This is a genomic window from Pseudomonas sp. 14P5.3.2, assembly GCF_057799175.1.
Window position 1 is genome coordinate 52835 of record NZ_JBYOKU010000025.1, and the last position, 13027, is coordinate 65861.

The window sequence follows — 13027 nt, forward strand, 5'->3', positions numbered from 1 at the left end:
CGTGGAAATCAGTCTTTCTGATCGCGCAGTACGTTGCCCGACGCGCCATCGATACGGAATTCATAAACAGAGCCATCCGCCTTGCGGCCCTCACCTTTCCAGTAGCCATCGTTATCTGCTTCGATCTCATAGACTTCGACGTAACCGGCCTTGGTCTTCACGATCTCGATCGCCTTTTCGATGGTGACCCAGCCCGCACCGGGACGATCGGCCATCGCGGCACCGGCACTGAACAAGGCAGCAGTGGCAACAACAGCGGCAAAGGTTTTTTTGATCATTTTTTCACTCCATTTGTGGATGATGTTCGTCGGATGTCCTGTTTTTGGGCGTCTGACGGAAAAATAAGTTCCACTTTGATGGGCAATTGCCATGATGGATGTTCTCGGCGCGTTGCCCGCAAGGTTAGAATGCAGCAAATCAGGACGAGTCAATGACCCAAGAATCCCTCTCGGAAGCCGAATACGATGCGATCACCGATGCCGCCGCGCACTGGTGCATGCGTCTGCACGCTGCCGACTGCTCCGCCGAGGAGCGTCTGGCTTTCGAGCAATGGCGCGATGCTCATCCGCTGCATGCGTTCGAATATGAAGCCATGCTGGAAATCTGGGACGTTGCCGAACACTTGCCGCGTCCGCAGCCGCCCCCGAGTGTGCCGCTGAACAAACCGGTCCCGGCCTGGCGTCGCTATGCCATCGCCGCCAGCGTCTGCGCCTTCGCATTACCGCTGGCCGCCTACAGCGGCTGGAACCTCGGCTGGCTGCCCAACAGCTATCAGCACTTCGAAGCCAGCGACAATGTTCATCAGGTCACCTTGAAGGACGGCAGTCAGGTCGAGCTCAACCTCAACACCGAACTGACCTTCAGCAACTACAAGGATGAGCGCCGGGTCACGCTGAAAAAGGGCGAAGCGTTTTTCGAAGTCAGCCACGACCTCAGCCACCCGTTCGTGGTCCGAGCCGCCGAAGGCAAGATCCGCGTGACCGGTACCCGCTTCAATGTCTGGCTCTATGAAGATCAGGTGCGGGTCAACCTGATCGAAGGCTCGGTACTGGTCACCAGTAACACGGCATTGCCCGGCGACGGCCTGCGCCTCGGCCCGTCGATGCAGGCGCAGTACCGGCATGGCGACTACACGCCACAGATCAGCCAGACCTACGACAATGACAGTTCACTGGCCTGGCGCAGCGGCAAACTGGTCCTCGACAACCTGGCACTGAACGACGCCTTGCCGCTGATCAATCGCTACCTGAACAAACCGCTGAAACTGGCTGACGCCAACACCGGCGCGATCCGCGTCGGCGGCGTCTACAACATCAAAGAACTGAGCGGCCTCGTCAACACCCTGCCCAAAGTGCTGCCGGTGTACCTGACGCGCAACACCGAGGGTGATCCGGTGATCAACTCGATGCCACGAAACCCGCCGAAAAGCTGAGTTGCGCTTGTAGGATATGGAAAAAATAGCTGAATGTGGATTTACATAGAGCTATCCAATCAAGTACTCATGAAATGCAAGCAGCATATAAAATGACTCAACCTGCATAATTGACCTAAATTCCAAAATAGCTAATAACCAATCACAACGACCTCAATGCCTCCACTCTGAAAGGTGACAACCGCTCTGGAGGTATCAGGACTTATAGCGAATGAAACAGGCGTTCCCCCGCTTAAAGAAATGCGACGAACAAAATTTTTATTTTGCGCATTAACGACTTGAAGAGCAGCGGCATCGAGTATGTACACAAACTTCCCATCAGGACTTGCTACCGCTTTGCGGCCCAAATATTGAGTACCCGGATCAATACGTTTAACCTCCACTAATTTCTTCACATCAAAAACCAGGACCATAGCGTGGGTACCGACAAATAGAAATTCCCCATCCTTGCTTATTGCAAGCCCCCCTGGGCCGCCAGTTACCAAAATTTTCTTAATCTCCCTCGAGTTCACTAGATCGATGACTTTCACTCCACCACCGTAATAATCGCTCAAAAAAGCACGCGTTTCATCCGAGCTTATAGCGAAATCATTAAACCCGCCCGTAATTCGTATTGAGTTGACTATATGCAGAAGCTTTGTATCAACCACTGTAATAAAGTTAGACGCATGAGTTGAAATGTATGCAAGCTTCCCGTCTGGACTGAGCGAAATACCACTAGGCTGACTTCCAACCACAATGGTCTGTACCGTAAACATTTCGGTATCGATGATAGACATATTGCCGCTGTTGTAATTGCATACATAGAGGACACTGCCGTCAGGGCTGACAGCCACCCCGCCAGGAGCTTTTCCTACGTTAATACTCTTGATAACTGTCTGTTTAGTAAGATCGACAACTGATACCGACCCGCCCCCGTTATGACCTACGTAGGCGCGTGTACCATCCGGACTGATAGCAACAGAACCTAAATTACTACCAATATTAATCATCCCGACGGGGATAGATACGATATCAAGCGTACGTGGCGGCTCCGAAACCTCCCCCTCCCCATACAACGCCTTCGCAGTCAAAGAATGCTCGCCCAGTGCCAGGGTCACGAATTCACTCCAGACTCCCGCGTCAGAAACATCAGCCGTGGCTATCACGCTCCCGCCATCCAGAATTTGCACCTGTTTCAGCGCAGCCCCTGTGCCGATTACTTTGACGCGTACGGCCGCCGTACTTCCCCCAGGTGGAATGGAAACCCCTCCAGCTTCCACATCGCTGATAACCGGCTTTTCGTTCCCAGCCGTTTTAACCGTATATACCCGCACCGGAAAAACCGTCGCCGTCGCACTGTTCGCCACCCCGTCCAGATTCACCTTGAACACGATCCGCAACGAACTGCCATCCTTCAACGTCTTCAGCCAGGCCAGTGGCAGCACACGGCTGAAACCGTCTGCCGAATAATTTGGCTCACCGGCGCGATCTCGATGAATGACCTCTTTGTCGTCCTTGTCCCTGCCCACATATTCCAGCCACACCGGCTTGTCTTTCACTTGCAACAGCCACGCGGTCACCCCGTCCGGGGACGCCAATCGGTCGATCGGCTCGACCGCCGGCACCAGAAACGGTGGCAGCAATTTATCCGTTGTTCCTCCGATCACTTGCGCTGAGGCCGGTCTGGACACACCGACCAGTTCGCCATCAGGCTTACGCAACTCATAGGTCACCGTCACGCTGCTGTCGGCAATCACCTTGGCGTTGGGTACTTCGAGAATGCAAAGTAGCTTTTCTTCGGACTCGTCGACCTCCACTGTGCCGCGGACGTCCACGACAACGTCCGGCTGGCCGGGCAATTTCGCGGTGTAGGTCGCTACAACGCCGTAGCCTACGACGAAGCGCGTGTCCGTGGTTACGATGATCAGCAGCAGCGGTTGGCCCGCCAGTTTCACCAACTCGATGATGCTGGCGTCATCCTCGGGCAGGTCTTCCATTCTTTCCAGCAGGATCGCCATCGGTAGACGCAAACCATCCAGATCCTCCTCCACAGTCACGACCGGCGAGCATGGTGCTTCAGTATCCGGACCGTTGCCGAGCTGGTCAGTAACAGTGAAGGAAAAATTCAGCTTGTGATCCTCTTGCCTCGCGTGGTCGAGGTAGATGCGCTCCACTGTGAAACAGAACGTGATCGGCACTTCAGAACCGGGATTCGGCGGTTGAGGCGCTTGATGCGGGCCAACATCGACCTCGAGGACTTCGTCGTTACACTTCAGTCTGATGCGATCGTAGGCCCGGCAATACGGGTAGGCGACGCAGATCTCGGCACTGGCAAAGTCGGGGCCGACCCCATTCTTTATCGAGTCGGGCAGCAACAACTGCAGCTCGGAGTGGCCACCGGGCACGGTCGACAGATCCTTCCCACCGGGGCGGATTCGGTTGTAAAGAGCCGCCAGCGGTTCGGATGTACCGATGCTGTCGCTGCCACGAATGACCTCACAAGACAAACCGTGGACCTTGTCCGGATGTAAACGCTCCTCGGGAATGCGCAGGGTCAGCACCTTATCGGGATCGCGTACAGGCTCGCGGTCGAGGACTTCGGCTTCGCCCTCAAGCCGCAGCAGAACGATGTCGTTCACCTCCCAGGGATCGCCTCCTGACGGCGGATCTACCTCGACATAAGCGACCTCTCCATCGGCTACACGTTCAAGTGCGGCCAGCGGCACGCCAATTTCCGCTCCGATGACTGGCTTGGTCTGCCCCTTGATTCTCAGTGGTTCGAATTGACCAGCGGTCTTGCCGGAGGAATGAGATGTGGCCATGGACGAAGCTCCTGTAGAAAGAAGATCCGTCTCATCAGAGCGCTTTTTTGCGGACTGCGCACCTGTCAGATCTGACAGGTGCTATCAGGTTTTCGACGAATGGCAGTGATGTCCTTCACAAAAAAGCCGCTGACCCATCCCTGGAAACAGCGGCTTTTTCGTTCAGGATGACTTACTGCGCAACCACCTCGGCACTCTTGCCGGCAGCATCACGCACGGTCTGCACCTGATACTGCGGATCAGCCGTGATCTGCTGCTCGGTAAACGGCAACACGCTCCACTGTTTCTTCGAGAAGGCCTCGGTCTGGTCCCGGGAGTATTTCGACTCTGGGTCACTGGACAGCGAGAACGCCAGCAGCCCCTGAGCGTGCGGGCCTTTGTCGTCGAAGGTTACCACTTGCAGGTAGCTGGTGCCGCTGACCACTTCGAGTTTGCCGTCTTCACGCGGCACACTCTGAATCGCGTTGTAGATCCCCAGCGTACCCGGCCCGCCGTGAATCGCGGTTTGCTGACCGCCGCTGCTCACCACCTGAATGTCGCCCCAGCGGGTGTCCGCTTTCAGGCCCATTTTCGTGGTGGTTTGCAGCGATGCCTGCATTGCTTCACGCAATGCCTTGCTCACCGCCGGTTGCTCGATCGCCAACCCGCGCGGGGTGTGTTGCGGGTCTTTCGGATCGAACGCCACGCGCCAGACATCCGGCGACTTTTGCAGGGTTTGCATGATGTTCTGGAAATGGACCAGGCCGATACCCGAATCCAGATTCGCCCGGCCATCCCAGCCCTTGAGGCTGACGCAAACCGGCTTCAACGAAGCCGCGTCCGCACCAAGATCCGCAGCGCAGAATTTCAGCAGATCGGGCAGCACCTGAGTCGCCAGATAGACGTTGTCATCCATCACCATCTGTTGCAGATCCTTCACCGCCACCGGGCCTTTTTTACCCAGCGTGCTCAGGCGCTCCAGTGCGAACCGCGAACGCAGCCCCAGTGGCTGACCGTCCTGGCTGATCAGCGGCGAGAACCCGGTCAGTGGTTGTGCCGGGTTCGCCAGCCACGCGGAATCGTTGGAGTGCTGGACGAAGTCCTTGCGCAACAGTTGCGGTAACTGGCTGGCGGCATAAATGCCCTTCTGCGCGGCTTGCGGATCGATATCCCATGCGCAGGCGCTGTTGGCGCCATCCAGCACGATCATCTGCAATCCGATGCGCGGGTCGCTGCACTTGGCCAGTTTGTCGGCGCTGACGTTCGGCACCACCGACAGGTTCATGTACAGCGTCTGCCCCTTGTCATCCACGGCCAGGGTGTTGACCCACGGGATGCCCTGGATCTTGTGCACCGAATCCTGCAGATCCTTGAGGCTCGACGCCTGATTCATCGCGTACCACTGCGTCAGCACGCGATCATTTTCCAGGTTGGCGTCGCGCAGGCTGTAAGCGTACTGATGGTCCCAGTCGAGCTTGCCCGGCCATTGCACGATCGGGCCAAACTGCGAGCTGTAGACATCGCGCGAAACCGGCACCACCTGCCCGTCCGCCTGTTTGATCTGCACGGTCACCGTCTGCTTGCTCAGCGGCAGCGATTTGCCATCGAGCAGGTAGCGCGTCGGATCTTTGGGATCGAGTTGCAGGCGATACAGGGTGAAGTGCTTCGACGAATCCACCGTGTGGGTCCAGGCCAGATGCTGGTTGAAACCGATGTTGATCACCGGCAGCCCCGGCAAGGCGGCGCCCATCACGTCGAGTTTGCCGGGGATGGTCAGGTGCATCTGGTAAAAGCGCATGCCGCCGACCCACGGAAAATGCGGGTTGGCCAGGAGCATGCCGCGCCCGTTGAACGAACGCTCGCTGCCGACCGCCACGGCGTTGCTGCCGCGATCCAGGGCGAAGCGCTGCATGCGCGCGTCCGCCAACTGATAAGCCTGCGCATGGCTACCGACCTGTGCCGTGGCTTGCGGCGGCGTCGCACCGGCCAGTGCTTCGGCGAACTGCCCGACCCCGCCTTCAACCAGCAAGCGGCGGGTGAGCTTCACCAGATCCTCGGCGGCGATATCACGCACCCACTCCCCCTGGCACTGCTGCGGCAGGCCTTGCTGGCGGCGCTCGGCCAGATAGCGGTTGTAGCCTGCGGCATAACCTTCCACCAGATCGCGCACCTGAGCAGGCTGCGCGTCCCAGAAGGCCTTCACCGCTGCGGGGGTGTTGAGCCAGGTGAAGAACAGGTCGCTGACGCGATTTTCGCGTTGTTCGACGGTGAACTGATCCGGCCCGAAATAGCGCGAGCGCTGGCCATTGACCGTGACAATCTCGTTGGCCAGCAGGCACAGGTTGTCCTGCGCATAGGCGTAACCGATGCCGAACCCGAGTCCGCGCTCGTTTTCCGCGCGAATGTGCGGCACGCCAAATGAGGTGCGGCGAATATCAGCATGGGTTTGTGTGGCGGGACTTAACGCATGGGCCGACAGACTGAGTCCGAGAAACGCGCCGGCGAGGGCCAGCCCGGTTAACTGCCTGGAAATAATCACACTCGCTCCTGATCGATGGGACACGAATCGACGCCTGCGTTGCGCGAGCGTCAGACCCGGTCTGAAGTTGATTCCTGCGCCCGGGCGCAAGATGGCTGTTCAGGAAACGAATACGGTAAAAAAATATTTAGCCTGTTTGCCCAAGCGACCGGCCGGCGATGACGGGAAAACAACGAATAAGCGACAAAATTTCTACATATTTTCTTTCATGATTTGTCGTGCTGAAACGTCTTGTTTACTGAGAGCAGCCAAAACGTTTCCTGACCAGGCTCTGAAAGGAGTAATCCCATGTACAACTCGCAACTACCAACGGACGGTAGCCAGGCGTCACAAGGAGCTTCCATGAGTCCCCGCGCGAGCAGTTTCGCACCCAGCCCCGAGCGACAAGGCAATGAGCGCATTCGCCTGCTGCTCAAAAGCTTCGGTCTGCGCACCAGCCTGATTCGCCTGAAAGTCATCGACGCCTTGCTGGTCGCCGCGCAAAGCGAACGGCGCCTTGGTGTGCGCGGCGTGCACAGCCAGTTGCTGGACCTGGATATTCCGTTGTCCTTCCTCAGCGTGCGCGAAGTGTTGAAGCGTCTGTGTGCCGAAGGCGTGGTCACCTTCAACCCGGACAAGAGTTACAGCCTGCATCCACAGGCTGCTGCCGTGCTCAATCACGATTGAAGCGTCCCGCGATCGCCGTCAGGGTTTGACCTTGCGGCGCATCACCGCGTTGATCACCACCACGACCACCGCCACACCGATGGCGATGTACTGGAACATCTTCTGACTGATCATCCCGGCGTTCTGTAGCCAGGACAGGCCGAGCATGATCGCCAGCACCGACAGGGCGATCAGGATCGAGTATTTCAAACGTTGCTTCTGAGTCATTGCGGGTTCCTGAAACTTTCAAATGTATCCGGTTTGTATCCGGCTGCATGCCATGCACATACCGTGTTGCGGGGATGGGCCGGGACGAACGCGGTCACATGTTACAGCCGATGAAGAGTTTTGGCTTCATGACGGCGTAACCATGAGGATTTTGAAATGTTCCGTCGAATCACCTGGCTGATTCCCCTCCTTGCCATCCTGACCTTGAGTGGCTGCTTCTTCTTCCCTCACGGAGGCTGGCATGACGACCACCATCGCTACCAGGAAGGTCCCGGTTATTACCATCGATAGAACAGGATTGTTCGCATCTCGGTGTGTCTGAAAGCACCGGAAGAGCAGCAGTAAAAGTCTTTTCAGAGCAACCATGCCCGCCCGCCAGCGGGCATTTTTATTGGCACGCCGACCGGCCAGTCACGGCTGTTCAACACGCGTATTGATTCACTTAAATACGCTGTAAGTATTTGAAATTTCATGTCGCAGCAAAGCATTGGATGCTGCGACGACTCTGCCTCTAGTCTCTGCAAACTTTCTCGCTCACTGGAACAGGGATGTTTATGCAGAGAACCTTGATCGTAATGGCGCCCGTGCAGACAGTTGGATTCTGCCTGGCCATTACCGCTTTTGAACTGCTCACCTACATGGCCAGCGACATGATCATGCCGGCCATGTTGACGGTCACTGAGGAGTTCAACGCCGATGCCCGTCACGTACCCAATGCGTTCAATCTGTATCTGATCGGCGGCGTGTGCCTGCAATGGCTGATCGGCCCGCTCTCTGATCGTTACGGCAGACGTCGCTCGCTATTGCTCGGCTGTGCGCTGTTTGGCCTGGCGTGCAGCGCCGCGGTCATGACGCAGCGCATTGAAGCGTTCAATGTGCTGCGTCTGATACAAGGCATGGGCCTGGGATTCGTCGTCGCCGTCAGCTACCCGGCGCTGCAGGAAGTATTCTGCGAAGCCGATGCGGTGCGGCTCATGGCACTGCTGGGCAATGTGGCGCTGCTGTCGCCGCTGCTTGGTCCGTTGCTCGGCAGCCTGCTGCTGGAATGGCTGAGCTGGCGGCAGATATTTCTCGGTCTGGGAGCGGCCAGTGCCGTTGTCTGGCTCGGTCTCTTGGCCTGGATGCCGGAAACGATCGGCGTCACGCGCCGCGACGGCCAGCAACAGGCCCCTGCGCCGTTCTCGCTCAGGCAAATCCGCCGGGGTTACTTCGCACTGCTGCGCAATCGCCGATTCGTCGGCAGCAGTCTGGCGTTGGGCCTGATGAGCCTGCCATTGATAGCCTGGATCGGTCTGGCGCCGGTGTTGCTCATGCAGCGGCTGGAGCTGTCTGCGCTGGAATACGGCGTGTGGCAGATCCCGGTGTTCTCGGCGGTGATCGTCGGCAATCTGCTGCTGGATCGATTGCTCACCGGGCACACACTGGTTCGGGTGATTGGTCTGGCATTGTGGCCATTCTGTCTCGGACTGCTGATGCTGATCGGCGCGGCCCTGAGTCCGACTTCCCTGGCACTGACCGTCGCCGGTCTGGCCATGTATGCGCTGGGGCTGGGCATGAGTAACGCCGCACTGTACCGGCTGGCGCTGTTCTCCAGCCCCGATGGCAAAGGTCTGGTCTCGGCCATGATCGGCATGCTGTCGATTGCCGTGATGGGCATCGGCGGTTCGCTCATTGCCATCGTTGGCGGCGGCGACAACCTGCAATCCTTCTGCCTGTGGGCAGCTCTCGGCGGCCTGCTGTGCCTGCCCCTGCTCTACCGTCTTCTGCGCCACAACCCTGCGACACCCGCGGCGCCCAACGCACATCAATAAGGATATTCGATGACTCGATTCCCCCATGGCGACGCGCTCTGCGCATTGCCGAAGCCCTATTGCCCGGACTCCGTACCCACGGGTCTGTTCAATCAGGCCATGAGCGAAATCACCCGGTTCCACGCTCGCCATACGCCTGGCTACGGCCATTGGCTGAGCGCCCACTCAATCGATGTCGATGATCTCGACACGCTGGACGACTGGTCGCAACTGCCACCGATTTTCGCCAATTTCTTCAAGCAACACCGGCTGCTCAGCCCGACTGGCGCGGACGCTCTGGAACTGACCTCTTCCGGCACCAGCGGGCAGAAGAGTCGCATGCGCTATGACGCCCGCAGCCTCGGCGCAGCGCAGTTCATGGTCGAGCGGATATTCGCGCAGTACGGCTGGATAACACCGCACGCACCGTGCAACTACTTGCTGCTGAGCTACGAGCCAGAACAGACCAACACCCTGGGCACGTCCTTTACCGATCAGTTCCTGTGCGGTTTTGCTCCCGCCAATCGGGTGGTTTACGCCTTGCGTCGTAACGGCGACGGTCACCAGTTTGATCTGTTCGGTGTGATCGCGGCCCTGCAGGCATTTGCCGAAGAAGGCTTGCCGGTGCGTATTTTCGGCTTCCCGGCGTTTCTCTGGGAGACCCTGCAACGCATGCGCGCCACGGATGTGCCGGATATGCAGTTGCCGGCAGGCTCCCTGGCATTTTTCGGCGGTGGCTGGAAAACCCGTGCCGCCGAAGAAGTCCCCAAGCAAGCGTTGTACGCGCGCATCCAGCAACAGTTGGGCATCAATACCCGGGACTGTCGCGACGGCTATGGCGCCGTCGAACACGCGGTGCCTTACATCGAATGCGCCCATCATCGCTTTCACGTCCCGGTCTACGCGAAAGTTTACGTGCGCAACCCCGTGGACTTTTCAGTTCTGCCCTATGGGCAATCCGGCCTGCTGAGTCTGGTCTCACCCTACATTTCCTCAAGCCCGGCCCACGCGGTGGTCATGAGCGACCTGGCGACGCTGCATCCTGGAACAAGCTGCGGTTGCGGTCTGGCGAGCGACTGGTTCCACCTGCATGGCCGCGCCGGCACCGCAGCCGCCAGAAGCTGCGCCATGGCTGCTTCCGAACTGCTGGGGAGGCACTGACATGTACTTGATCAACGGAAAGCTGCACACCGACTGCAACCTCGAAAGCGCCTTGCAGCAACTTCACCTGGAGCTGCCCAATCGGCTGCAGACCCCCCTTGAAATCAGCACGCTGCTCGCAACTGCCGAGGCATTCGCCAAACGCCTGCAACGTGAAGAACCGGAACTGCCGCTTGATGCCGGACAACGCCAGGCCCTGATCGATTTCTGCCAGCCCGCCACGCTGCAAACCAAGCTTGATCGCGAGCTCGGCCTGCAACCCGACTCTCTGCGCCGCATCGACTATCGCCAGTCGCGTTTCGAACGCTGGAGCCCATTGGGCCTGGTGGTGCACATCACGCCCGCCAATGCGCCGCTGCTGGCATTTTGTGCGGTAATCGAAAGTCTGCTGAGCGGTAACGTCAACTGGCTGCGCCCCAGCAGCAGCGACGGCGGCTTTACCGCACGCTTGTTCCAGGCGTTTCTCGACTGCGACCCGAGCGGGCAACTCAACGGTCACGTGGCAGTCCTGCCGACGAGTACCGGACAAATCGGCCAACTGTGCAAGCACGCCAACGGCGTCGCGGCCTGGGGAGGCGAAACCGCGCTGCAAGCCATTCGCCAACAGGTGCCGCCAGGTTGTCGCTGGATCGACTGGGGGCACCGCATCAGCTTCGCCTATCTGACCCCGGACGCAGTCTCGCCCGCCGTACTCGATGCCATCGTCGATGAGGTCTGCCGCCTCGATCAGCAAGCCTGCTCCAGCCCGCAATGGTTGCTGGTGGACAGTGACGATGCAGCGGTGTTGAGCGACATCGGTGTACAACTGGCCGTCGCGTTCGAGCGTCGCGCCGGGCAGTGGCCGGCCCTCACACCGACGCTTGAAGAGGCTTCGCAAATCACCACCTGCACGGCGATGGCGCGGCTGGCCCAGAGTTTTGCCGGGCATACCGGCCGGGTCTGGAGCACGCCGGGGTGGCGCGTGATCTGGAGCCATGACCGCCAGCTCGAACCGTCGGCGCTGTTTCGCAGCCTGTTGCTCAAGCCCCTGCCCCGCGAGCTGCTGACCGCTACGTTGCTGCCGTGGCGCAACGTGCTGCAAAGCTGTGCCCTGCTGTGCCCGGAGACGCAGATCGCCGAGCTTTCGCAGACACTGATCGCAGCCGGTGTTAGCCGCATCGTGCCGATCGGCGCCATCCACGATGGCTACGACGGCGAACCCCATGACGGCGTCTACGCCTTGCAGCGTCTGAGCCGCCGAGTGTCGGTCAGCCTGACGCCGAATTCACTGGCGCACCACGCCACGCTGGATCGCCAGCCATCGCCGCCGCCCTTGGCCGGCGTGCCGATCATGAACAAGGACACGTTCATCGATCGACCGCCGCACCCGCAGGCGCAGCTGTATTTTCGCTCTGGGGGCAGCAGTGGCACCCCCGTGCTTTCGGGTTTCAGTTACGACGATTTCCAGCGTCAGATGCGTGCCGCCGCCGATGGTTTGCTGGCAGCCGGCCTGGCCCCGACGCGGGACCGCGTGATGAACCTGTTCTTCAGCGGCGGGCTGTACGGCGGCTTCTCCAGTTTTGCCAAGGTGCTGGAGCAACTGCAAGCCCGGCACTGGCCAATGAGCGCGCCAGCGGATGACGATTACCGGGAGATCGCGCAGATGATCGAGCAACAGCAGATCACCGTGCTGATCGGCATGCCCGCCACCCTGCACCGGCTGTTCCTCAACGAACAGCAAACATTGCGGCGCTATGGCGGCATCGAAAAAGTCTTTCTCGGCGGCGAACACCTCAGTGAGCCAACCCGCGAATTGCTGCAGAGCTGCGGTGTGAGCCTGATCCGCTCGGCGATTTACGGCAGCGTCGATGCCGGCCCCATCGGCCATGCCTGCCAGGCCACGACAGATGGCGCGTTTCACCTGATGAGCGAGATTCAGCATCTGGAAATCGTCGATTTCGATCAGGACACGCCAGTCAGTAATGGCGAACACGGGCGTTTGCTGGTGACCACTCGGGCACGTCAGGGCCAGTCCGTGCAGCGCTATGACATCGGTGACAGCGGGCGCTGGCTCCCCGGCCCGTGCACCTGCGGCCTGACTTCGCCGCGCTTCGAACTGCTGCAACGCCACGGCAAGCTGCTGCGCATCGGCACCGACTTCATTTCGCTGGCGACGCTGGCGCAGCACCTGCAGGCGCCGTTTCAACTGGTCCTCGATCACGGCCCGGATGGCCTGGAACGCATGCGCCTGCGCTGCCCGCTGGCACCGGAACAGGCGCGGCAACGACTGCAGAATTACCTGACGCTGACCACGCTGATGCAAAGCGGATTGCTGACGGTCGACATCGAGCAATGTGCGATTGAGCAGTTCGCTCGAAACAGGCACAGCGGCAAAACGCCGACAGTGATTGATACGCGCCGCTGACAGCAGAGACCTGCACGCGGCCACCCGCCACTTTTATAAGAAAAA

General features: G+C 59.2%; 9 protein-coding genes. 5 read left to right on the forward strand and 4 right to left on the reverse strand.

Annotation, left to right across the window (positions count from 1 at the left end; translation table 11 throughout):
• Positions 1-8 precede the first annotated feature (8 nt).
• Complete coding sequence (locus tag AC27VU_RS19550) at positions 9-278, reverse strand: PepSY domain-containing protein (RefSeq protein WP_103483325.1); 270 nt, start codon at positions 276-278, stop codon at positions 9-11.
• Positions 279-430: 152 nt separating this feature from the next.
• On the opposite strand from AC27VU_RS19550, the gene AC27VU_RS19555 reads away from it, so the two are divergent.
• On the forward strand, positions 431-1432 hold the full coding sequence (locus AC27VU_RS19555; protein WP_488724711.1) for a FecR family protein: 1002 nt from the start codon (positions 431-433) through the stop codon (positions 1430-1432).
• Positions 1433-1563: 131 nt separating this feature from the next.
• On the opposite strand, the gene AC27VU_RS19560 is transcribed toward AC27VU_RS19555, so the two are convergent.
• Together AC27VU_RS19560 and pvdQ are read right to left on the reverse strand one after the other, a co-directional pair.
• Complete coding sequence (locus AC27VU_RS19560; RefSeq protein WP_488724712.1) at positions 1564-4236, reverse strand: YncE family protein; 2673 nt, start codon at positions 4234-4236, stop codon at positions 1564-1566.
• 172 nt (positions 4237-4408) lie between these two features.
• Positions 4409-6754 carry a bifunctional acylase PvdQ gene (pvdQ, locus tag AC27VU_RS19565; protein ID WP_488724713.1) on the reverse strand — a complete coding sequence of 782 codons (2346 nt, stop codon included), beginning with the start codon at positions 6752-6754 and terminating at the stop codon, positions 4409-4411.
• A 288-nt stretch (positions 6755-7042) separates the two neighbouring features.
• Here pvdQ and AC27VU_RS19570 point away from each other — a divergent pair, with 288 nt between their 5' ends.
• Positions 7043-7420 (forward strand): fe2+ zn2+ uptake regulation protein, encoded by a 378-nt coding sequence (locus AC27VU_RS19570; RefSeq protein ID WP_045122427.1) that lies wholly within the window; start codon positions 7043-7045, stop codon positions 7418-7420.
• Between the two features lie 18 nt (positions 7421-7438).
• Here the strand turns inward: AC27VU_RS19570 and AC27VU_RS19575 are convergent, their stop codons facing one another.
• Positions 7439-7627, reverse strand: coding sequence for a hypothetical protein (locus AC27VU_RS19575; protein ID WP_003224577.1), 189 nt, complete (start codon positions 7625-7627; stop codon positions 7439-7441).
• A gap of 554 nt (positions 7628-8181) precedes the next feature.
• Here AC27VU_RS19575 and AC27VU_RS19580 point away from each other — a divergent pair.
• The 3 genes from AC27VU_RS19580 to AC27VU_RS19590 are packed head-to-tail and all read left to right on the forward strand — an operon-like array spanning position 8182 to position 12982.
• Complete coding sequence (locus tag AC27VU_RS19580) at positions 8182-9438, forward strand: MFS transporter (protein WP_488724728.1); 1257 nt, start codon at positions 8182-8184, stop codon at positions 9436-9438.
• Between the two features lie 9 nt (positions 9439-9447).
• Complete coding sequence (locus AC27VU_RS19585) at positions 9448-10578, forward strand: LuxE/PaaK family acyltransferase (RefSeq protein ID WP_488724714.1); 1131 nt, start codon at positions 9448-9450, stop codon at positions 10576-10578.
• Position 10579: 1 nt separating this feature from the next.
• Entirely contained in the window at positions 10580-12982 is a 2403-nt protein-coding gene (locus AC27VU_RS19590) for an aldehyde dehydrogenase family protein (protein ID WP_488724715.1), read from the forward strand.
• The last annotated feature ends 45 nt before the right edge of the window (positions 12983-13027 follow it).